Origin of the sequence: Stenotrophomonas maltophilia group sp. Smal12 (genome assembly GCF_037079935.1) — a bacterium.
Classification (GTDB): Bacteria; Pseudomonadota; Gammaproteobacteria; order Xanthomonadales; family Xanthomonadaceae; genus Stenotrophomonas; species Stenotrophomonas sepilia.
In genome coordinates, this window is sequence record NZ_JBAWUK010000002.1 from 76,815 (window position 1) to 97,015 (window position 20,201).

Below are 20,201 nucleotides of genomic sequence, written 5' to 3' on the forward strand. Positions count from 1 at the left end.
TGGGAGAGAGGAACGTCGGCCACTGCGCATCCCGGGACGCGTCAAGTATTCGTTAACGCTAGAATTGCGTCGCAGGAACAGTGCTCACCAGCACATTCCATCCGGTTATATGGACCCCTTCCCCGATGATCTCCCTTCGTAATTTCGCCTTGCGCCGCGGCGAGCGGCTGCTGTTGTCCAATGTCGACCTGACCCTGCACGCCGGTTACCGGGTAGGTGTGGTCGGCCGCAACGGTGCTGGCAAGTCCAGCCTGTTCGCGGCGGTGAAGGGCGAACTGGAGGCCGACAAGGGTGACGTCGACCTGCCCGGCAAGGTCCGTATCGCCAGCGTGGCCCAGGAAACCCCGTCGCTGCCGGACCCGGCGCTGAGCTTCGTGCTGGGCGGCGATACCGAGGTGGCTGCGGTGCTGGCCGAAGAGGCCGAGGCAACCGCCCGCGAAGACTGGGAGGCGGTGGCCAACGCACACACGAAGATGGCCGAGATGGGCGCCTACGACGCCGAAGCGCGCGCCGGCAAGCTGCTGCACGGGCTCGGCTTCCCGGCCGAGACGCACCACCGCGCGGTGTCCTCGTTCTCCGGTGGCTGGCGCGTGCGCCTGAACCTGGCCCGTGCGCTGATGATGCCCAGCGACCTGCTGCTGCTCGACGAACCGACCAACCACCTGGACCTGGACGCGGTGTACTGGCTGGAACAGTGGCTGCTGAAGTACCCAGGCACCTTGTTGCTGATCTCGCATGACCGCGAGTTCCTCGACAACGTGGCCACCCATACCCTGCACCTGCACGGCGGCGGCGCCAAGCTCTACCCGGGCGGCTACACCGATTTCGAGCGCCAGCGCGCCGAACAGCTGCGCCAGCAGCAGATCGCGCACGAGAAGGAGCAGGCCGAGCGCGCCCACCTGCAGAGTTTCATCGACCGCTTCAAGGCGCAGGCGAGCAAGGCCGCGCAGGCGCAGAGCCGCATGAAGCGCCTGGCCAAGCTGGCCGGCACCGAAGCGGTGCGTGCCGAACGCGAGTTCCGCATCGAGTTCGCGCCGCCGGCCAAGCTGCCGTTCTCGCTGATCCGCCTCAACCACGTCGAGGCCGGCTACGGCCAGGATGCGGTGATCCTGCACAACGTCGGCTTCGGCCTGGAAGCGGGCCAGCGCATTGGCCTGCTCGGCCCCAACGGCGCCGGCAAGACCACCCTGGTGAAGACCCTGGTGGGTGAACTGGCGCCGATCGTCGGTGAGCGCATGGCGCACCCGGACCTGAAGATCGGCTACTTCGCCCAGCACACGGTGGAGTCGCTGCACGAAGGCCAGTCGCCGATGGAGCACTTCCGCGAGATCGCCCCGGATGCGCCGAACCAGTCGTTCCGCGATTTCCTTGGCAAGTGGAATTTCCCGGGCGACCGCGCGTTCGAGCCGGTCGATGGTTTCTCCGGTGGCGAGCGTGCGCGCCTGGCGCTGGCGCTGATCGCCTGGCAGCAGCCGAACGTGCTGCTGCTGGACGAACCGACCAACCACCTTGACCTGGAAATGCGCGAAGCGCTGGCCGAAGCACTGGCCACCTTCGAAGGCGCGATCGTGATGGTCTCGCACGACCGTCACCTGATCGGCCTGGTCTGCGATACCTATTGGCGCGTGGCTGATGGCGTGGTCGAGCCGTTCGACGGCGATCTGGATGCCTACGCCGCGTGGCTGCGTACCCGCCCGCAGGCACAGGGCACCAAGGCGCGCATGGAACAGGTGGAAGAGCCGGTGGTGGTCAAGACCGCCCCGGTGGCGCAGGTGGTGCAGAAGAAGCCGGTGAACCCGCACAAGCTGGCCGCCGCTGAAGCCAAGGTGGCCGAGCTGGAAGGTGCGCTGGCCGAACTGGATCGCCAGCTGGCCGACCCGGCCAACTACGCCGATGCCAGCCGCATGGCCGTGCTTGGCCGCGATCGGGAAACCGCCGCCGCGCAGCTGGAAAAGGCTGAAGCGGCGTGGATGGAGCTGCTGGAGTCCTGACCGGTCGTGCCGGCCAGCGGCCGACTGGCATTTCTGCAGAGCCGAGCCACGCTCGGCTTTCGCGCGTAGCGCGGCATTGGACACGGAGCAGCCGAGCGTAGGCTCGGCGCTACATCATGCCTGCGCCTGCAGCCACTCGCGGAAGCGCTTGGCCGGCTCGCGCTCGGCGCGCGAGCGTAGCCGCGTCAGCCAGTAGCGGCCCAGCTCCAGCGTGGTGCCGAACGGCTGCAGCAGGCGGCCTTCGGCCAGTTCCTGCTCAAACATGCGCAGCGGCAGCAAGGCCACGCCGGCACCGCCGGCGGCGGCCATCGCCACCGTCAGCGAGGAATCGAACACCGGCCCACGTGCTTCCACACCGCTGACGCCGGCCGCCTGCAGCCAGCGCGGCCATTCGTCGCTGCGATAGGAACGCAACAGCGGCAGCGTGGCCAGGTCGCGCGGCTGCTTCAGCCGCCGCGCCAATGCCGGGGCGCACAGCGGCGCGAAGGGCGCATCGAGGATCGCCGTGCAGGCCTGGCCCTGCCAGTCGCCATCACCGAAGCGGATGGCCAGATCCAGCCCTTCGCCGGCCAGGTCGATGCGGTTGTTGTGGGTCTGCAGGCGCAGCTCGATGTCCGGATGCGCGGCCTCGAATGCGGCCAGCCGTGGCAGCAGCCAGCCGGTGGCAAAGGTGCCGACCACCCCCAGTGTCAGCACTTCGCGGGCCGGCCCGCCGGTGTAGCGCGCGATGCTGGCCGAGATGCGTTCGAACGATTCGTTGAGCACCGGATACAGCGCTGCGCCTTCATCGGTCAGCGCCACGCCGCGCGGCAGGCGATGGAACAGGCGGATGCCGAGCCGGTCTTCCAGGCCTCGGATCTGGTGGCTCAGCGCCGCCTGGCTGACACACAGCTCCAGCGCGGCACGGGTGAAGTTCTGATGGCGGGCGGCGGCCTCGAACGCGCGCAGCGCATTCAGCGGCAGGGTCGGGTGCAGCATCGTGCAGTCGTGAGCTGGAGTGATGGCTGATCCTACCCTGTCGATGGAGTTGTTCGTAAAGCAGTGGGTTGAATGCGACAGGCATGAATAATTTTCATGTCTCTCGCTGATATTTCGCGCTGGTCGCCCATCGTGCTGGCCTGAATAATCGAGGGGTTGCCAGGAGATTCCGTATGCTCGCCCGTCGCCGATTCCTGCAGTTCAGTGGTGCCGCCGCCGCTTCTTCGCTTGCCCTGCCGTTGCTGGCGCGTGCGGCAGGCAAGGCCAGCGCACGCGCACCGACCGAGGCTGCCATTACCACCGCCAACGATTTCGCAGCGCTGGAGATGGCCTGCGCCGGCCGCCTGGGCGTGACCCTGCTCGACACCGCCAGCGGTCGCCGCTTGGGTCATCGCCAGGATGAGCGCTTCCCGATGTGCAGTACCTTCAAGAGCATGCTGGCGGCCACCGTGCTCAGCCAGGCCGAGCGTGCGCCCGCGCTGCTCGACCGGCGCGTGCCGGTGCGCGATGCCGATCTGCTCTCGCATGCACCGGTCACCCGCCGTCATGCCGGCAAGGACATGACCGTGCGTGACCTGTGCCGGGCCACTGTGATCACCAGTGACAACACCGCCGCCAACCTGCTGTTCGGCGTGGTCGGTGGCCCGCCCGCGGTGACCGCGTTCCTGCGTGCCAGCGGCGATACGGTCAGCCGCAGCGATCGGCTGGAGCCGGAAATGAACAGCTTCGCCGAGGGCGACCCGCGCGACACCACCACCCCGGCGGCGATGGCCGCCACCCTGCAGCGTGTGGTGCTGGGCGATGTGCTGCAACCGGCGTCGCGGCAGCAGTTGTCCGACTGGCTGATCGACAATGAGACCGGTGATGCCTGCCTGCGCGCGGGACTCGGCAAGCGCTGGCGGGTGGGTGACAAGACCGGCAGCAATGGTGAAGACGCGCGCAACGACATCGCCGTCCTGTGGCCCTTGTCCGGCGGCGCACCGTGGGTGCTGACCGCCTATCTGCAGGCCAGTGCGATCAGCAACGAGCAGCGCGCCGGGGTGCTGGCGCAGGTGGGGCGCATTGCCGATCGCCTGATCGGTTGAGGTAACCGGGAGTCATCCAGAAACGGCTTGCCGGATCGGTTCAGCGCGCGCATCCTGCGCGCGTTCCAACCCCACGGAAGACCCCATGAGCCATGAACTGATCTACCTGCTGCTGATCTTCGCGCTGCTGGTGATCCCACGCGCGTTGCAGCGTTTCAGCCTGCCCGCCCCGTTGACCTGCCTGCTGTTCGGCATCATCGGCATGCTCTGGCTGGGGGATCAGGCACATGATGCGGTGATCGGACTGCTGGCCACCCTGGGCATTTCCTCGCTGTTCCTGTTCGCCGGCCTGGAAGTGGATCTGCAGGCGCTGCGCCGGGGCATGTGGCCGCTGCTGGCACATCTGGTCATCCGCACCGGCACGCTGTTCGGCGTCGGCTGGTTGGCCTGGCGTTACGCAGGATTGCCGTGGCAGGCCGCCGGGCTGCTGGCGTTGGCGCTGCTGACGCCCTCGACCGGTTTCATCATGGACTCGCTGTCGCGGCTGGGCCTGAGCGAGGACGAACGGTTCTGGGTGACCAGCAAGGCCATCGCCGGTGAGCTGCTGGCGCTGGCGGCGTTGTTCATCGTGCTGCAGGCCGGCGACCCGGGGCACATGGCGCTGTCCAGCCTGGCGCTGCTGGCGATGATGGTCGGCCTGCCGCTGCTGTTCATCGCGCTGGGCCGCTGGGTGGCGCCGCACGCGCCGGGCTCGGAGTTCTCGCTGCTGGTGATGGTCGGCATGGTGGCGGCCTACATCACCTACCTGCTGGGCGTGTATTACCTGGTGGGCGCGTTCATCGCCGGCCTGGTTGCGCGCCTGCTGCACCAGCGCATGCCGCTGCTGGCCTCGCACGAGAACCTGCACGCGCTGCGCCTGTTCGCCTCGTTCTTCGTGCCGTTCTACTTCTTCAACGCCGGCACCAAGGTGCCCAGCGAAGGGTTGAGCTTCGAGGCGCTGGGGCTGGGCATCGTGATCACCCTGGTGGTGCTGCCGCTGCGCATCGGCGTGGTCTGGCTGCAGCGCCGGGTGATGTTCGGCGAGAGCTTCCGCAGCAGCCTGCGCGTCTCGCTGGCGCTGGCTCCGACCCTGATCTTCACCCTGGTGCTGGCGGCGATCATGCGCGAGCGTTTCCAGATTCCGGCGGTGCTGTTCGGCGCGCTGCTGCTGTACGCCGCACTGACCACGCTGCTGCCGTCGCTGGTGTTCCGCACGCCGTTCGACGTCGATCCGGTGGAGCAGGAACCGGCGGGCGAGGGCGAGGCCGCGCCGGTAGCGGCGGCGACCGAAGCACTGCCGGCAGCACCGTCTGCCGAGCGCTGAGCGGGACTGGCGCGCGGTTTGCGCCCATCGTCCATGGCCGTTAGGGTTGGGGTATGAGACCGATTGCCGTTGCCACTACCGCCGCCCTCCTGCTCAGCCTCGCTGCGTGCACGCAGCGCTCCGACACGGTCGCCCATGACCTGGCGACCGCACCGGCCGATGCGTTCATGGCCGCCATCGCCGCACATTGCGGCCAGGCCTACGTCGGCAAGGTGGTGGAGGACACGCCTGCACCGACCGCCAAGGATCCGTTCGCCGGGCAGCGCCTGGTCATGCATGTGCGCGGCTGCGCCGACCCGGCGCACGAGCTGCGCATCCCGTTCCATGTCGGTGATGACCACTCGCGGACCTGGGTGCTGACCCGCACGCCGAACGGGCTGCGGCTGAAGCACGCCCATCGCCACGAAGACGGCAGCCCCGACGCGATCACCCTGTACGGTGGCGACAGCACGCCGCCGGGCACCGCCGAGCGCCAGCAGTTCCCGGCCGATGCCGATTCGGTGGCGATGTTCCGCCGTGCCGACATGCTGGCTTCCACGCATAACACCTGGGCGATGGAGATCGATCCGGATCAGACGTTCGTCTACGAACTGACGCGCCCGGACGGCCGCCGCTTCCGCGTGCAGTTCGACCTGAGCAAGCCGGTCGACCTGCCACCGCCACCGTGGGGCGACGACACAGCACCCGCGCCGTGATCCCCGGGTCGGACCCCTCCTGCGGAGGGCTCTGACCCCAACCCCTCAACTCAACGCGTACCGAAGCGCGCCCGGCAACCGTTGCTCACCCACACCTGGCCCCGTGCGTAGCCCCAGCTACGGCCCTCCTGGCAGGCGCTGCCGGACAGCTGCTGCTGCAGTACCGGCCGGCCCTGGCGCTCATCCCAGTCGCAGTTCTGCGTGCGGTTGTTGTTGCTGCTGCAGGTGATGGAGTAGTTGCTGTTGCCGCCGCCCCAGCCACCACGGGCCTCGACGAATTCGGCGCGGCAGCCATTGCTGACCCAGATGCTGCCATTGCGGCTGCCCCAGGTGCGGCCCTCGTCGCAGGCGCTGCCGGACAGCTGGCGGACCAGCTGCGCATTGCGCCAGCCTGTATTGCACACGCGTTCTCGGTTGTTCTGGCTCTCGCAACGGATCACCCCGCTCTGCGCGGCGGCCGGGGCGGAGGGCAGGGCGAGCGTGGCGATGGTGCCCAGGCTCAGGGTCACGGCCAGGCGGGCCAGGGACAGCGGATTCATGGCGGCATCCCATACGGTGGCAGGTGCCTGACTATAGGGAGGGGGATGATCAAGCCGGTGTGACTGGCCGGATTTGCCCCGGCCGGGGCCTCGGCCGCAGAATACGAGGCTTTCCGGCCCCCGTCCGGTGCCGGCGTTCTCCAGCGGAGCTTCCCCCAATGCGTACCCACTTCTGCGGCCTGGTCGACGAGACCCTGATTGGCCAGACTGTCACCCTCGCCGGTTGGACCGACGTGGCCCGTAACCAGGGCGGCGTCTGCTTCATCGATCTCCGCGATCATGAAGGCATCGTGCAGGTGACCGTGGAGGTCGATAACGCCGAAGTGTTCGCCGTGGCCGCTTCGCTGGGCTACGAGGACGTGCTGCAGGTGGAGGGTGTCGTGCGCGCCCGCCACGCGGTGAACGACAAGATGCGCACCGGCAAGGTGGAAGTGATCGCCACCGCCATCACCGTGCTGAACAAGGCTGCGCCGCTGCCGTTCCACGCCCACGAGAACCCGGGCGAGGAAACCCGCCTGAAGTACCGCTACCTGGACCTGCGCCGTCCGGAAATGCAGCGCATGCAGCGCACCCGCATCAAGCTGGTGCAGGCCCTGCGCCGCCACCTGGACGAAAAGGGCTTCCAGGACATCGAGACCCCGATCCTGACCAAGGCCACCCCGGAAGGCGCGCGCGACTTCCTGGTGCCGGCGCGCATGCACCCGGGCGAGTTCTACGCGCTGCCGCAGAGCCCGCAGCTGTTCAAGCAGATCCTGATGGTGGCCGGCTTCGACCGTTACTACCAGATCGCGCGCTGCTTCCGCGACGAAGCACTGCGTGCCGACCGCCAGCTGGAGTTCACCCAGCTGGACATGGAATTCGCCTTCGTGCGCGAGCGCGACGTGCAGGACTTCGTCGAAGACATGATCCGCGCCATCTTCAAGGAAGTGGTCGACGTCCAGCTGGATGCCAGCTTCCCGCGCATGACCTGGGCCGAGGCGATGCGCCGCTACGGTTCGGACAAGCCGGACCTGCGCATCGCGCTGGAGCTGGTCGACGTGGCTGAACTGGTCAAGGACAGCGGGTTCGCAGTGTTCACCGGCCCGGCCAACGATGCCGAAGGCCGCGTCGCCGCGCTGCGCATCCCCGGCGGTGCAGCGCTGAGCCGCAAGCAGATCGACGAGTACGCCGCGCACGCCGCCAAGTACGGCGCCAAGGGCCTGGCCTACATCAAGATCGCCGACAACGGCGAAGTCAGCTCGCCGATCCAGAAGTTCTTCAGCGAGACCTCCTTCGCTGCGCTGGTCGCCCATGTTGGCGCCGGCAACGGCGACATCGTGTTCTTCGGTGCCGGTGGCTACAACAAGGTCTCCGACTTCATGGGTGCGCTGCGCCTGAAGGCCGGCAAGGACTTCGGCCTGATCGCCGATGGCTGGGCGCCGCTGTGGGTCACCGACTTCCCGATGTTCGAATGGGACGAGGAAGAACAGCGCTACGTCGCCCTGCATCATCCCTTCACCGCACCGGCCGTGGACGACATCGCCGACCTGCGCGCCAACGCCCGTACCGCCGTCTCGCGCGGCTACGACATGGTGCTCAACGGCAATGAAATCGGCGGCGGTTCGATCCGTATCCACCGTCCGGACATGCAGAGCGCAGTGTTCGAGCTGCTCGGCATCGGCGCCGAAGAGGCCCGCGCCAAGTTCGGATTCCTGCTCGACGCGCTGAACTACGGCGCGCCGCCGCACGGTGGCATCGCCTTCGGCATCGACCGCATCGCCGCGCTGATGGCCGGCACCGAGTCGATCCGCGACGTCATCCCGTTCCCGAAGACCACCGGTGCACAGGATCTGATGACCGACGCGCCGTCGCCGATCGTCGACGCGCAGCTGGCCGAAGTGCACATCCAGGTTCGCCCCAAGACCAACTGATCAGGAGATCCAGGCAATGACCGAGTTTGCGTTTTCGCTGGAGTGGGAAAAGCTGGGCAATGAAGGCTCCGAGGCCAACCTGGTCACCGAGCGTGCACGCGTGTTCGGTGGTTGGCTGGTCCGCGTCGGTACCAACCCGGCGGCGATGGCCCTGACCTTCGTCGCCGACGGCGAAGGCCGTTGGGACGGTGAAGACTTCGGCGTCGAGGATTACGAGGACGACGAAGAGGAAGAGTACGACGAGGACGAGGAAGGCGAGGAAGAAGAGGACGAGGACGAGGACGAAGAAGAGTACGAGGAAGAGGACGAGGAAGAAGAGGAGTCGCCTGAAAAGGCTTAACCCCCGCTTCGCCCTGGCGTCAACTTCCTGCATGTATTCGATCCGCCGCGCCACTGTGGACGATGCGCCGACCCTGTCGGCGCTGGCCGCCCGCACGTTCACCGAAACCTTCGGCCATCTGTACCCGCCGCAGGACCTGCAGGCCTTCCTGGAGGAGGCCTACACGGTCGAGCGCCAGCGCGTGATCCTGGCCCACCCCGATTACGCAGTGTGGCTGCTGGAACTGGATGGGGAGGCGGTCGGCCATGCCGCCGCCGGCCCCTGTGGCCTGCCGCATCCGGATGTGAAACCCGGTGACGGCGAACTCAAGCGCCTGTACCTGATCAAGACGCAGCAGAGCTGCGGCTGGGGCAGCCGCCTGCTGGAAACCGCGCTGGCCTGGCTGGAGCGCGAAGGCCCGCGCACGCTGTGGCTGGGCGTGTGGTCGGAGAACTTCGGCGCGCAACGCTTCTACGCCCGCTATGGTTTCGAGAAGGCCGGCGAGTACCTGTTCCCGGTTGGCGATACCAACGATCTTGAATTCATCCTGCGCCGCGCACCGCGCGCGGCCTGACGTTCACCGCCGCTTGCTGCGCGCGCGTGTTCAATCACCTCACGTTCCTGCCCCGCTGACCGCCAGGCTGTTTGCATGACTCCCCCCGTATTGCTGCTGCATGGCATCTGGAATGCCCGCGCCTGGGTCGGGCCGCTGGCCTGGCGCCTGCGCGCGCGTGGTTTCCAGGTGCATGCGTTCGGTTACTCCTCGGTGTTCGGTGGTCCCGACGTGGCGGTGCCCCAGCTGCTGGAACGGTTGGCCGACGCCGGGCCGTTGTCGCTGGTCGGCCACAGCCTTGGAGGGTTGCTGGCGCTGGAAGCGCTGCGGCGCAATCCGCAGCTGCCGGTGCAGCGCGTGGTCTGCCTGGGTTCACCGCTGCGCGGCAGTGGCACCGCACGCTCGTTGTCCGAGCACGGCTGGGGCCTGGCGCTGGGACGCAGCAGCGAGCTGCTGCTCGATGGCCTGCCGGACTGGCAGGGCAGGGCCGAGGTTGGCCTGATTGCCGGCTCGGTGCCGCACGGGCTGGGCAGCCTGCTGGGTGCCATCGACGATGCCTCCGACGGCACCGTGGCACTGGCCGAGACCCGGCTGCCGGGCCTGGCCGACCACTGCGTGGTCCGCACCAGCCACAGCGGCCTGGTGGTGTCGCCCGACGCTGCGCGGCAGACCGCGCATTTCCTGCGCCATGGCAAGTTCGACCACAGCCGCGACGCGGCGGCAGCATAGGGGCAGGGGAGGCAGGCCGCCCTGTGGAGCCGAGCCCATGCTCGGCTGCATTCCGTCGGGCCCATTGAGCCGAGCATTGGCTTGGCTCTACAACAATACGGGCCTAGACACGGTTGCAGCGCCCGATCAGGTAGAATCCGCGCCTTGATCCTGAAGCAGCCAGACGGTAGCACCCATGGGTAGAGGCCCCTCCATCGAAGCCCGCAAGAACGCGTCCGACGCGAAGCGCGGCAAGATTTTCACCAAGATCATCCGCGAGATCGGCGTTGCCGCGCGCGGCGGTGGAGGCGACCCCAACAACAATCCGCGCCTGCGCGTGGCCGTGGACAAGGGCCTGGCCGTGAACATGTCCAAGGACGTGATCGAGCGTGCCATCAAGAAGGCGACCGGTGAGCTGGAAGGCGTCGACTACGAGGAAGTCCGCTACGAGGGCTACGCCCCGGGTGGCGTGGCCGTGATCGTCGACTGCCTGACCGACAATCGCGTGCGCACTGTGGCCGACGTCCGCCATGCGTTCAGCAAGTGCGGTGGCAACATGGGCACCGAAGGCTCGGTGGCCTTCATGTTCAAGCGCCTGGGCGTGCTCAGCTTCGCCGCAGGGGCCGACGAGGAAGCCATCACCGAAGCGGCCATTGAGGCCGGTGCCGATGACATCGTGGTCTACCCCGATGACGGCTCGATCGATGTGGTCACCAGCCCTGACGCGTTCAACGCGGTGAAGGATGCGATGGCCGCCGCCGGCCATGTCGCCGACCACGCCGAGATCACCTTCCGCGCGGACAACGACATCAAGGTTGAAGGCGACGTCGCCCTGCAGGTCAAGAAGCTGCTGGACATGCTCGAAGACCTGGACGACGTGCAGGACGTGTATTCCAACGCCGAACTCGGCGCCGACGCCTACGCCTGAGCCGTCTGCGACGGCCTGGGCGCGGGCCGTTGAACGGTCACCGCGGACAGCCATGAGCCCCCTACGCCTGCCAGCGCATCCCGTTCCGCCCCGCCAGGAGTGCAGCATGACCCGCATCCTCGGCATCGACCCCGGTTCGCAGCGGACCGGGGTCGGCATCATCGATGTCGATGCCGCCGGCCGCGTCACCTACGTGCACCACCAGCCATTGGTGCTGCTGGGCGCCGACGACTTCCCGCAGCGCATGAAGCTGCTGGTGCTGGGCCTGGCCGACCTGTGCCGCGAGTACCAGCCGCAGGAAGTGGCCATTGAAAAGGTGTTCATGGCCCGTAATCCCGATTCGGCGCTGAAGCTGGGCCAGGCCCGGGGCGCGGCGATCTCGGCCGTGGTGCTGCGCGACCTGCCGGTGCACGAATACGCCGCCAGCGAGATCAAGCTCGCCGTGGTTGGCCGTGGTGGCGCCGAAAAGCAACAGGTTCAACACATGGTCGGGCTCATGCTCAACCTGAAAACCAAGCTGCAGGCCGACGCGGCCGACGCGTTGGCGGTGGCGATCACCCATGCCCACGTACGGGCAACGGCCAACCGCCTGGGGCTCAGTGCCCGCCAGGCGTGGGGCCGCAAATGAGGAGCTGCACGCAATGATCGGTCGACTGCGCGGCATCGTCGCCTACAAGGCGCCGCCGTGGCTGGTGGTGGACGTGAACGGGGTGGGCTACGAACTGGAGGCGCCGATGAGCACCTTCTACGACCTGCCTGAGCTCGGCCGCGAGGTCACGCTGTACACCCACTACGCGCAGAAGGAAGACAGCGTTTCGCTGTACGGCTTCCTGCGCGAGGGGGAGCGGCGCTTGTTCCGCGACGTGCAGAAGGTCAGTGGCATTGGCGCGAAGATCGCGCTGGCGGTGCTGTCCGGCGTTTCCGTCGAGGAGTTCGCGCGCATGGTCCAGGCCGGTGACATCACCGCGCTGACCCGCATTCCCGGCATCGGCAAGAAGACTGCCGAGCGCATGGTGCTGGAACTGCGTGACCGTGCCGCCCAGTTCGGTGCCGGCGGCGCGCTGCCCACCGGCAGCGGCCCGGCCCCGGCCGACCCGCTGTCCGATGCCACCGTGGCCCTGCAGCAGCTGGGCTACAAGCCGGCCGAAGCGGCACGCATGGCCCGCGACGCCTTCAATGAAGGCGACGAAGTGGCCACCGTGATCCGCAAGGCGCTGCAGTCGGCGCTGCGCTGAGCCGCGTCCCTTTCCTTCAACGAACCGCCTGAGCGTCGCCAGGAGTCCCATGTCCAGCAGTCAAACCCCGCACGCAGCTGCCCCCGGCAGCCACGGTCACGCCCCTCCAGCAGGAGGCATGGCGCTGATCATCGGTGCGATCGGCGTGGTGTTCGGCGATATCGGTACCAGCCCGCTGTACACGCTGAAGGAGGCGTTCTCGCCACACTACGGGCTCAACAGCGACCACGACACCGTGCTGGGCGTGCTGTCGCTGGCGTTCTGGGCGCTGAACATCGTGGTCACGCTGAAGTACGTGACCATCATCATGCGCGCCGACAACGACGGCGAGGGCGGCATCATGGCGCTGATGGCGTTGACCCAGCGCACGCTGCGCAACGGCTCGCGCTCGGCCTACGTGGTCGGCATCCTCGGCATTTTCGGTGCCTCGCTGTTCTTCGGCGACGGCGTGATCACCCCGGCGATATCGGTGCTGGGTGCGGTGGAGGGCCTGGAGGTGGCCGCGCCGGGCCTGCATGCCTTCATCGTGCCGATCACGGTGGTGGTGCTGTTGATGGTGTTCGCGGCGCAACGCTTCGGTACCGAGAAGATCGGCAAGGCCTTCGGCCCCATCACGTCGGTCTGGTTCATCTCGCTGGCGGCGATCGGCATCTACAACATCTTCGATGCGCCGGAAGTGCTCAAGGCATTCAACCCGTGGTGGGCGATCCGCTTCTTCATGGAGCACAGCTGGCATGGGATCTTCATCCTCGGCGCAGTGGTGCTGGCGGTGACCGGTGGCGAGGCGCTTTACGCCGACATGGGCCACTTCGGTGCCAAGCCGATCCGACACGCCTGGTACTTCTTCGTGCTGCCGTGCCTGGTGCTGAACTACGTGGGGCAGGGCGCACTGGTGCTCAACCACCCCGAAGCGCTGAAAAACCCGTTCTTCGAGGCGGTGCCGCCGTGGGCGCTGTACCCGATGATCATCCTGGCCACCATGGCGGCGGTGATTGCCTCGCAGTCGGTCATCACCGGCGCGTTCTCGGTCTCGCGTCAGGCGATGCAGCTGGGCTACATCCCGCGCATGCGCATCAAGCACACCTCGCACGACACCATCGGCCAGATCTACATCCCAGGCATCAACTGGGGCATCGCGGTAATGGTGATCGGCCTGGTGCTGGCCTTCCGCAGCTCGTCCAACCTGGCAGTGGCCTACGGCATCTCGGTGTCGGCCACCATGCTGATCGACACCCTGCTGCTGGCCCTGGTGGCCCGTTCGCTGTGGCCGAAGGCGCGCGCCTGGCTGCTGCCGCTGTGCGTGGTGTTCTTCATCATCGACCTCGGCTTCGTCATCGCCAACGGTGCCAAGCTGCTGCAGGGCGCCTGGTTCCCGGTGGTACTGGGGATCTTCCTGTTCACCATGATGCGCACCTGGCGCCGTGGCCGCGAACTGCTGCGCGATGAGATCCGCAAGGACGGCATCCGCCTGGATACCTTCCTGCCTGGGCTGATGCTGGCACCGCCGGTGCGCGTGCCGGGCACTGCAGTGTTCCTCACCGCCGACCCGACCGTCGCCCCGCATGCGCTGATGCACAACCTCAAGCACAACAAGGTGCTGCACGAACGCAACGTGTTCCTGCACGTGGAGACCCTGCCGATCCCGTATGCGATGGAAGGGCAGCGGCTGAAGATCGAATCGGTGGGCGACGAGTTCTACCGCGTCTACGTGCGCTTCGGCTTCATGGAAACCCCGGACGTGCCGCTGGCGCTGATGCGCTCGTGCGACCACGGTGGCATCTACTTCGACCCGATGGACACCACCTTCTTCGCCAGCCGCGAAACCATCGTGGCCACCGCCAACCGCGGCATGCCGATCTGGCGCGACAAGCTGTTCGCGCTGATGCACCGGAATGCCGCGCCGGCCACGGGCTTCTTCCGTATTCCCGGCAACCGCCTGGTCGAACTCGGGGCCCAGGTCGAGATCTGAGGTCTGGTAGTGCCGGCCCCGGAATGCAACCATTTACCGCATAATCACGGTATGACCGACGACCGCATCATCGGCGCCGGCGCCACCCGCGAGGATGACGCCGCCGACGCCAGCATCCGCCCCAAGCGCCTGGCCGACTATCTCGGCCAGGCCCCGGTGCGCGAGCAGATGGAGATCTACATCGAAGCGGCCAAGGGGCGCGGCGACGCGCTCGACCACGTGCTGATCTTCGGGCCGCCCGGCCTGGGCAAGACCACGCTCAGCCACGTCATCGCCAACGAACTGGGCGTGGCCCTGCGGGTGACCTCCGGCCCGGTGATCGAGAAGGCCGGCGACCTGGCCGCGCTGCTGACCAACCTGCAGCCGCACGACGTGTTGTTCGTGGATGAGATCCACCGCCTGTCGCCGGTGGTCGAGGAAGTGCTGTACCCGGCGATGGAAGACTTCCAGATCGACATCATGATCGGTGAGGGCCCCGCGGCCCGTTCGATCAAGATCGACCTGCCGCCGTTCACCCTGATCGGTGCCACCACCCGCGCCGGCCTGCTGACCGCGCCGCTGCGCGACCGCTTCGGCATCGTCCAGCGGCTGGAGTTCTACAGCGTCGAGGAGCTGACCCGGATCGTGCGCCGTTCGGCCACCATTCTCGGCATCGACTGCACCGCCGACGGCGCCGGCGAGATCGCGCGGCGCGCGCGCGGCACCCCGCGTATCGCCAACCGCCTGCTGCGCCGCGTGCGCGACTACGCGCAGGTGAAGGCGGGCGGCCACATCGACGAGGCCGTGGCGCAGGCCGCGATGAAGATGCTCAAGGTTGATCCGGAAGGCTTCGACGAGCTCGACCGGCGCCTGCTCAAGACCCTGGTCGACTACTTCGATGGCGGCCCGGTCGGCATCGAGTCGCTGGCCGCGGCGCTGTCCGAGGAGCGCGGCACGCTGGAAGACGTGGTCGAGCCGTACCTGATCCAGCAGGGCTTCCTGGTGCGCACCGCGCGCGGTCGCATGGCCACCCACAAGGCCTACCGGCACATGGGCCTGAAGCCGAAGAACCCGCCGCAGGATCTGTTCGCGGAGGTTCCCGATGTCGGTTGAGCCACTATTCAGTTGGCCGACACGCATTTACTGGGAAGATACCGATGCAGGCGGCGTGGTCTACCACGCCCGCTACGTGGCCTTCATGGAACGGGCCCGGACCGAATGGATGCGTGCGCTCGGCTACGGCCAGGAGCGCATGCGCGCCGAGCATGGGATGGTCTTCGCGGTGCGCTCGATGCAGATGGATTTCATCAAGCCGGCACGGCTGGATGACACCCTGCAGGTGAGCGCCCGCCTGGTCCAGCTGAAGAAGGCCAGCATGGTCTTCGACCAGCAGATCCTGCGCGACGGCGAGCTGCTGCTGTCGGCCCGGGTCCGCATCGCCGCACTGGAAGCGGCCAGTTTCCGCCCGCGTGGCATGGACGAGGCCGTCCTTGCCATGCTGCAACCCCACCTCCACCCCGAATCCGAACACTGAGGAACAACGGATGATCGCAACGCTCCTGGCCCTGCAGGCCACGGTCACCGAGGCACTGCCGGCCGACGTCAGCAACGCCGCGACACAGACCCTTGCCCAGGCCACCACCGGCGGCGGCATCAACTACCTCGAACTGATGGCCAAGGCCAGCCTGCCGGTGAAGATCATCGTGCTGCTGCTGCTGGTCGGCTCGTTCGTCAGCTGGGTGATCATTTTCCGCAAGGCCCGCGTGTTCAAGCAGGCCACCCGCGAAGCTGACGAGTTCGAGAACCGCTTCTGGTCCGGCGCCGACCTGGGCAAGCTGTACAGCGCCGCCACCGACCGCAGCCGCAGCGTGACCGGCCTGGAAGCCATCTTCGAAGCTGGTTTCCGCGAGTACACCCGCCTGCGCGACAAGCGCCGCCTGGATGGCCGTGCGCAGCTGGAAGGCGCGCAGCGTGCCATGCGCACCACCTACACCCGCGAAGTGGACCAGCTTGAGCGCAACCTGGAACTGCTGGCCAACATCGGTTCGACTGCCCCGTACGTGGGCCTGGTCGGTACCGTGTTCGGCATCATGGTGACCATGCACGACATGATCAGCAGCGGTGCGCAGGCCGGTATCGCCGCCGTCGCGCCAGGCATCTCCGAAGCCCTGTTCGCCACCGCCATCGGCCTGTTCGTGGCGATCCCGGCGGTGTGGGCCTACAACCGCTTCACCACCCGCGTGGAGCGCATGTCGGTGCGGTTCGAGACCTTCGCCGAAGAGTTCAGCTCCATCCTGCAGCGCCAGAGCGCTAGCGACGAGTAAGCGCCTGACCCGGGAGTCCAAGCCATGTCCGCTGCCATCGGTCGCCGCAAGCGCCGCAAGCTGAAATCGGAAATCAACGTCGTTCCCTACATCGACGTCATGCTGGTGCTGCTGATCATCTTCATGGTCACCGCGCCGCTGCTCACCCTGAGTTTCGACGTCGACCTGCCGCAATCCAACGCCAAGGCGCTGGAAAGCAAGCAGGACCCGGTGATCGTCTCGGTGCGCCAGGACGGCCAGCTCAGCCTGAAGCTGCCCGACGCCAAGGAGCCGACCGCCGTGTCGGCCGAGGAACTGGAAGGCCGCCTGGCCGGCATCGCCGCCCAGGACAAGGGCGTGCGCGTGATCGTCGCCGCCGACCGTGCCGTGGCCTATGAAAAGGTCATCGCCGCGATGGATGTGATCAAGCGCGCCAAGGTAGACAAGGTAGGCCTGGCCACCGATGCACGCTGACGCCCTGCCACCTCCGCAGCAGCGCGAACCCGGCTGGGGCCTGCCCCTGGCGCTGGCGTTGCTGGTGCACCTGCTGGTCGCGCTGGTCTTCATCGTGGCCTGGTTCTGGTCGCCCGAGCGCAACACCGACGCCGCCGCCGGTGATCCGTCGGTGGAGGCCAGCCTGGCGCTGTCCGCGTCCGAAGCGTCCGCCGCCCGCCAGGCCCTGCGCCAGTCCGAAAAGCTGGAGGACCTGCCGCCGCCGGTGGCCGAGCCGGTTCCGGTGCCGGAAGACACCATTCCGCCGCCACAGCCGATTCCCGAGCCGCGCCCACAGGACGCCCCCACGCCGCAGCAGCAACAGGCACAGGAGCGTGTCGCGCAGCCGGATACCAAGGACCAGGAAGCGGTCAGCGCGTTGGCCATCTCGCAGGAGAAGGCCAGGCAGGAGCAGGAAGCCAAGCGCCGCCAGGAGCAGATCGACCTGACCGAACGCAAGCGCCAGGAAGAGGCCGAGCAGAAGCTGCGCCTGGCCAAGCAGCAGGAAGAAGACGCGAAGAAGAAGCTGGCCGATCAGGCGCGTCAAGCCGCGGACAAGGCCGAGGCCGAGAAGCAGAAGAAGATCGCCGAGATCCGTGCCCGCCGCGAACAGGCCGAAAAGGAAGCCAAGCTGGCTGAGCAGAAGCTGCGCCAGGTCGCCGCCGCGCGCAATGCCGCGGGCAGTGCCGCCGCCGGTTCCAGCGGTGCGTCCCAGCCGGCCGCCGGTGGTGGTGGCAACAGCGATGATCTTTCGGCCAAGTACGCCGCGGCGATCCAGGCCAAGGTGCTGTCGCAGTGGGTGCGGCCGGACACGGTGCCGCTGGGCCAGCGCTGCCAGATCACCATCACCCAGATTCCGGGTGGCACGGTGATGCAGGCCAAGGTCAGCCCGAACTGCCCGTACGACGAGGCCGGCAAGCGTTCGATCGAGGCCGCCGTGCTCAACGCGCAGCCGCTGCCGTACCGTGGCTTCGAGTCGGTGTTCGCACGCACGCTCAACTTCACGTTTACTGCCCAGGATCGCTGAGGCGGCGGGCCGGGGCGGCTCTCGAGCCACCCGCGCCCACGGTTGTCGCGCTTGCCTCTGGTGTGCTCGGTTTCGACCGGGCAGGCTGTGGGCTGCTGTCGAACACCGTCCTCCGGGGCGGCGTGACCAGGGCAGACGGTGCGATGTTAGCCACGACGTTAATGGTGCGTGAGAAGACGGGCTGGAACTGACCCGGAATTCACGTACCCTTGGTTCATGATTGCGAAGCGGTTCACTCCCGCTTTGTTATCCCTCGTTCCGGTTTCCCCTTATTGAGCGCTCCATGAAAAAGATGCCTCGCTGGCTTGCCGTGTTTGCGGCCCTGTTGCTGCCCTTTGCTGCTGTCGCGCAGCAGAAGGGGCTGGATATCGACATCATCGGCGGCAATGCCTCCGCGCTGCCGATCACCATCGTGCCGATGCCCTATCAGGGTTCGTCGGCCGCTCCGCAGACCGACGTCGCCGGCGTGGTCCGTGCCGATCTGGAGCGTTCGGGCCAGTTCCGCACGCTGCCGGAAGCGCAGATCGTCGAGAAGCCCGTGCGGGGGGGGGATATCCAGTTCGCGACCTGGCGCGCGCTGAAGCAGAACTACATCGTGGTCGGCCGCGTGCTTGATGCTGGTGCGGGTGCCTACCGCGTCGAGTACGAACTGTTCGACGTGCCCAAGGGCGAGCGCCTGCTGGGCCTGGCGATGACCGCCCGTGGCAACGCCATGCGCGACGTTGCCCACCAGATGGCCGACGCCATCTACGAAAAGATCACCGGTGTGCGCGGCGCCTTCTGGACCCGCATCGCCTACGTGACCGCCAGTGGCAAGGGCGACGCCATGCGCTACGCGCTGATGGTGGCCGATTCCGATGGCTTCAACCCGCAGACCATCGTGCGCTCGGCCGAGCCGCTGCTGTCGCCCTCGTGGAGCCCGGATGGCAGCAAGCTGGCCTACGTCAGCTTCGAGCGTGGCAATTCGGCCATCTACATCCAGAACATCGGCACCGGTGCGCGCGAGCTGGTCACCAGCTTCCGCGGCATCAACAGCGCCCCGGCGTTCTCGCCGGACGGCCGCAAGCTGGCCCTGACCCTGTCGCGCTCCGGTAACCCGGAAATCTACGTGATGGACCTGGGTAGCAAGCAGCTGACCCAGCTGACCAACCACTTCGCCATTGATACCGAGCCGACCTGGGCACCGGACGGCAGCGCGGTGTACTTCACCTCCGATCGCGGCGGCCGTCCGCAGGTCTACAAGGTCGGTGCCGGTGGCGGCAGCGCCGAGCGCGTCACCTTCCAGGGCAACTACAATGCCAAGCCCTCGGTGTCCTACGATGGCAAGAAGATCGCCGTCGCCCAGGGCTCGGGCAACAGCTACAAGATCGCGATGATGGACAGCTCGCTGGGGTCGCCCCGCTGGAGCACGCTGTCCCCGGGTTCGCTGGATGAATCTCCGAGCTTTGCGCCCAACGCAAGCATGGTGCTGTACGCCGCCCGCGAAGGTGGCCGTGGTGTGTTGTATGCCGTTTCGGCCGATGCGCGGGTTCGCCAGCGCCTGGTCCTGGCCGACGGTGATGTGCGCGAACCGGCATGGTCCCCATACCGTACCCAGCGCTAAAAGAGTGTTAATATTTTCGTTGTCTTGAACCCCTCATCGGCTTAGGAGCCACAAAGGTATCGCCATGAACAAGTCCACCCGCGTTCTGCTTGTTTCCCTGCTGTCTGTGGCCGTCCTGGCCGGTTGCTCGAAGAAGGTGAAGGAAGAGCCGGCAGCCCCGGTCGACACCGGCACCTCGACCACCACCCCGACCGGTCCGTCGACCTCCGGCCTGTACGGCCCGGGCGACCTGGACACCGACGCCTGCCTGCGCCAGCGCGTTGTCTACTTCGACCTGGACAAGGAAGACGTGAAGCCGGAATTCCAGGCCATCATGGCGTGCCACGCCAAGTACCTGCGTGACCGTCCGTCCTCGCGCATCACCCTGCAGGGCCACACCGACGAGCGCGGTTCGCGCGCGTACAACCAGGCCCTGGGTGAGCGTCGTGGCAACGGCGTCAGCTCGGCCCTGCAGGCCAACGGTGGTTCGGCTTCGCAGCTGACCGTCGTGTCCTACGGTGAAGAGCGTCCGGTCTGCACCGAGTCGAACGAGTCGTGCTGGTCGCAGAACCGTCGCGTCGAAATCGTCTACACCGCGCAGTAAT

The 20,201-nt window shown here is 67.2% G+C and carries 21 protein-coding genes; 19 read left to right on the forward strand and 2 right to left on the reverse strand.

Annotated features, from left to right (window positions below; translation table 11 throughout):
• Window positions 1-125: 125 nt before the first annotated feature.
• Window positions 126-1,991, forward strand: coding sequence for an ABC-F family ATP-binding cassette domain-containing protein (locus WDC87_RS01535; RefSeq protein WP_061480402.1), 1,866 nt, complete (start codon window positions 126-128; stop codon window positions 1,989-1,991).
• A gap of 114 nt (window positions 1,992-2,105) precedes the next feature.
• On the opposite strand, the gene ampR is transcribed toward WDC87_RS01535, so the two are convergent.
• Window positions 2,106-2,969, reverse strand: a complete 864-nt coding sequence (gene ampR / locus WDC87_RS01540; protein WP_088496740.1) for a LysR family transcriptional regulator AmpR — start codon at window positions 2,967-2,969, stop codon at window positions 2,106-2,108.
• Window positions 2,970-3,142: 173 nt separating this feature from the next.
• On the opposite strand from ampR, the gene blaL2 reads away from it, so the two are divergent.
• The 3 genes from blaL2 (at window position 3,143) to WDC87_RS01555 (ending at window position 6,052) form a co-directional block, all read left to right on the forward strand.
• Entirely contained in the window at window positions 3,143-4,054 is a 912-nt protein-coding gene (gene blaL2, locus WDC87_RS01545) for a L2 family extended-spectrum class A beta-lactamase (RefSeq protein ID WP_111007689.1), read from the forward strand.
• A gap of 85 nt (window positions 4,055-4,139) precedes the next feature.
• Complete coding sequence (locus WDC87_RS01550; RefSeq protein ID WP_252744918.1) at window positions 4,140-5,357, forward strand: cation:proton antiporter; 1,218 nt, start codon at window positions 4,140-4,142, stop codon at window positions 5,355-5,357.
• Window positions 5,358-5,410: 53 nt separating this feature from the next.
• Window positions 5,411-6,052, forward strand: coding sequence for a hypothetical protein (locus tag WDC87_RS01555; RefSeq protein ID WP_252744917.1), 642 nt, complete (start codon window positions 5,411-5,413; stop codon window positions 6,050-6,052).
• Between the two features lie 50 nt (window positions 6,053-6,102).
• Here the strand turns inward: WDC87_RS01555 and WDC87_RS01560 are convergent, their stop codons facing one another.
• Complete coding sequence (locus tag WDC87_RS01560) at window positions 6,103-6,591, reverse strand: DUF3011 domain-containing protein (RefSeq protein ID WP_095377237.1); 489 nt, start codon at window positions 6,589-6,591, stop codon at window positions 6,103-6,105.
• Between the two features lie 158 nt (window positions 6,592-6,749).
• Here WDC87_RS01560 and aspS point away from each other — a divergent pair, with 158 nt between their 5' ends.
• The 15 genes from aspS (at window position 6,750) to pal (ending at window position 20,200) form a co-directional block, all read left to right on the forward strand.
• Window positions 6,750-8,501, forward strand: a complete 1,752-nt coding sequence (gene aspS / locus WDC87_RS01565) for an aspartate--tRNA ligase (RefSeq protein ID WP_252744916.1) — start codon at window positions 6,750-6,752, stop codon at window positions 8,499-8,501.
• 16 nt (window positions 8,502-8,517) lie between these two features.
• The gene (locus tag WDC87_RS01570) at window positions 8,518-8,841 is read left to right on the forward strand and encodes a DNA primase (RefSeq protein ID WP_072167668.1); all 324 of its coding nucleotides are present in this window, start codon (window positions 8,518-8,520) and stop codon (window positions 8,839-8,841) included.
• Between the two features lie 31 nt (window positions 8,842-8,872).
• Window positions 8,873-9,394: a GNAT family N-acetyltransferase gene (locus tag WDC87_RS01575; RefSeq protein ID WP_049415346.1), complete on the forward strand. Its 522-nt coding sequence runs from the start codon at window positions 8,873-8,875 to the stop codon at window positions 9,392-9,394.
• Window positions 9,395-9,469: 75 nt separating this feature from the next.
• A complete protein-coding gene (locus tag WDC87_RS01580) occupies window positions 9,470-10,102 on the forward strand; it encodes an alpha/beta fold hydrolase (RefSeq protein WP_032954421.1) in 633 nt (210 codons plus the stop codon).
• Between the two features lie 175 nt (window positions 10,103-10,277).
• On the forward strand, window positions 10,278-11,009 hold the full coding sequence (locus tag WDC87_RS01585; RefSeq protein ID WP_005418519.1) for a YebC/PmpR family DNA-binding transcriptional regulator: 732 nt from the start codon (window positions 10,278-10,280) through the stop codon (window positions 11,007-11,009).
• A gap of 106 nt (window positions 11,010-11,115) precedes the next feature.
• On the forward strand, window positions 11,116-11,637 hold the full coding sequence (gene ruvC / locus WDC87_RS01590) for a crossover junction endodeoxyribonuclease RuvC (protein ID WP_005418518.1): 522 nt from the start codon (window positions 11,116-11,118) through the stop codon (window positions 11,635-11,637).
• Window positions 11,638-11,650: 13 nt separating this feature from the next.
• Complete coding sequence (ruvA, locus tag WDC87_RS01595) at window positions 11,651-12,244, forward strand: Holliday junction branch migration protein RuvA (protein ID WP_005418517.1); 594 nt, start codon at window positions 11,651-11,653, stop codon at window positions 12,242-12,244.
• A gap of 49 nt (window positions 12,245-12,293) precedes the next feature.
• A complete protein-coding gene (locus tag WDC87_RS01600) occupies window positions 12,294-14,213 on the forward strand; it encodes a potassium transporter Kup (protein WP_301655158.1) in 1,920 nt (639 codons plus the stop codon).
• 51 nt (window positions 14,214-14,264) lie between these two features.
• Window positions 14,265-15,305: a Holliday junction branch migration DNA helicase RuvB gene (gene ruvB, locus WDC87_RS01605; RefSeq protein WP_005418515.1), complete on the forward strand. Its 1,041-nt coding sequence runs from the start codon at window positions 14,265-14,267 to the stop codon at window positions 15,303-15,305.
• Window positions 15,295-15,726, forward strand: coding sequence for a tol-pal system-associated acyl-CoA thioesterase (gene ybgC / locus WDC87_RS01610; RefSeq protein ID WP_049413323.1), 432 nt, complete (start codon window positions 15,295-15,297; stop codon window positions 15,724-15,726). The genes ruvB and ybgC overlap by 11 nt, the downstream gene beginning before the upstream one ends.
• A 10-nt stretch (window positions 15,727-15,736) precedes the next feature.
• Window positions 15,737-16,516, forward strand: a complete 780-nt coding sequence (gene tolQ, locus WDC87_RS01615) for a protein TolQ (protein ID WP_252744914.1) — start codon at window positions 15,737-15,739, stop codon at window positions 16,514-16,516.
• 24 nt (window positions 16,517-16,540) lie between these two features.
• The gene (gene tolR / locus WDC87_RS01620; protein WP_005410751.1) at window positions 16,541-16,969 is read left to right on the forward strand and encodes a protein TolR; all 429 of its coding nucleotides are present in this window, start codon (window positions 16,541-16,543) and stop codon (window positions 16,967-16,969) included.
• Complete coding sequence (tolA, locus tag WDC87_RS01625) at window positions 16,959-18,014, forward strand: cell envelope integrity protein TolA (RefSeq protein ID WP_069139342.1); 1,056 nt, start codon at window positions 16,959-16,961, stop codon at window positions 18,012-18,014. The genes tolR and tolA overlap by 11 nt, the downstream gene beginning before the upstream one ends.
• 283 nt (window positions 18,015-18,297) lie before the next feature.
• Entirely contained in the window at window positions 18,298-19,617 is a 1,320-nt protein-coding gene (gene tolB, locus WDC87_RS01630; protein ID WP_005418511.1) for a Tol-Pal system beta propeller repeat protein TolB, read from the forward strand.
• Between the two features lie 64 nt (window positions 19,618-19,681).
• Window positions 19,682-20,200 carry a peptidoglycan-associated lipoprotein Pal gene (pal, locus tag WDC87_RS01635; RefSeq protein ID WP_005418510.1) on the forward strand — a complete coding sequence of 173 codons (519 nt, stop codon included), beginning with the start codon at window positions 19,682-19,684 and terminating at the stop codon, window positions 20,198-20,200.
• The last annotated feature ends 1 nt before the right edge of the window (window position 20,201 follow it).

What these genes read in the sequence shown, in the direction of transcription:
- ruvA (WP_005418517.1), top strand. Translation starts at nt 11,651, where the DNA reads ATGATCGGTCGACTGCGCGGCATCGTCGCCTACAAGGCGCCGCCGTGG.
- WDC87_RS01600 (WP_301655158.1), top strand. Translation starts at nt 12,294, where the DNA reads ATGTCCAGCAGTCAAACCCCGCACGCAGCTGCCCCCGGCAGCCACGGT.
- ruvC (WP_005418518.1), top strand. Translation starts at nt 11,116, where the DNA reads ATGACCCGCATCCTCGGCATCGACCCCGGTTCGCAGCGGACCGGGGTC.
- WDC87_RS01580 (WP_032954421.1), top strand. Translation starts at nt 9,470, where the DNA reads ATGACTCCCCCCGTATTGCTGCTGCATGGCATCTGGAATGCCCGCGCC.
- WDC87_RS01550 (WP_252744918.1), top strand. Translation starts at nt 4,140, where the DNA reads ATGAGCCATGAACTGATCTACCTGCTGCTGATCTTCGCGCTGCTGGTG.
- blaL2 (WP_111007689.1), top strand. Translation starts at nt 3,143, where the DNA reads ATGCTCGCCCGTCGCCGATTCCTGCAGTTCAGTGGTGCCGCCGCCGCT.
- tolR (WP_005410751.1), top strand. Translation starts at nt 16,541, where the DNA reads ATGTCCGCTGCCATCGGTCGCCGCAAGCGCCGCAAGCTGAAATCGGAA.
- tolB (WP_005418511.1), top strand. Translation starts at nt 18,298, where the DNA reads ATGAAAAAGATGCCTCGCTGGCTTGCCGTGTTTGCGGCCCTGTTGCTG.
- ampR (WP_088496740.1), bottom strand. Translation starts at nt 2,969, where the DNA reads ATGCTGCACCCGACCCTGCCGCTGAATGCGCTGCGCGCGTTCGAGGCC.
- tolQ (WP_252744914.1), top strand. Translation starts at nt 15,737, where the DNA reads ATGATCGCAACGCTCCTGGCCCTGCAGGCCACGGTCACCGAGGCACTG.
- ruvB (WP_005418515.1), top strand. Translation starts at nt 14,265, where the DNA reads ATGACCGACGACCGCATCATCGGCGCCGGCGCCACCCGCGAGGATGAC.
- WDC87_RS01570 (WP_072167668.1), top strand. Translation starts at nt 8,518, where the DNA reads ATGACCGAGTTTGCGTTTTCGCTGGAGTGGGAAAAGCTGGGCAATGAA.
- WDC87_RS01555 (WP_252744917.1), top strand. Translation starts at nt 5,411, where the DNA reads ATGAGACCGATTGCCGTTGCCACTACCGCCGCCCTCCTGCTCAGCCTC.
- WDC87_RS01585 (WP_005418519.1), top strand. Translation starts at nt 10,278, where the DNA reads ATGGGTAGAGGCCCCTCCATCGAAGCCCGCAAGAACGCGTCCGACGCG.
- ybgC (WP_049413323.1), top strand. Translation starts at nt 15,295, where the DNA reads ATGTCGGTTGAGCCACTATTCAGTTGGCCGACACGCATTTACTGGGAA.
- WDC87_RS01560 (WP_095377237.1), bottom strand. Translation starts at nt 6,591, where the DNA reads ATGAATCCGCTGTCCCTGGCCCGCCTGGCCGTGACCCTGAGCCTGGGC.
- aspS (WP_252744916.1), top strand. Translation starts at nt 6,750, where the DNA reads ATGCGTACCCACTTCTGCGGCCTGGTCGACGAGACCCTGATTGGCCAG.
- pal (WP_005418510.1), top strand. Translation starts at nt 19,682, where the DNA reads ATGAACAAGTCCACCCGCGTTCTGCTTGTTTCCCTGCTGTCTGTGGCC.
- WDC87_RS01535 (WP_061480402.1), top strand. Translation starts at nt 126, where the DNA reads ATGATCTCCCTTCGTAATTTCGCCTTGCGCCGCGGCGAGCGGCTGCTG.
- WDC87_RS01575 (WP_049415346.1), top strand. Translation starts at nt 8,873, where the DNA reads ATGTATTCGATCCGCCGCGCCACTGTGGACGATGCGCCGACCCTGTCG.
- tolA (WP_069139342.1), top strand. Translation starts at nt 16,959, where the DNA reads ATGCACGCTGACGCCCTGCCACCTCCGCAGCAGCGCGAACCCGGCTGG.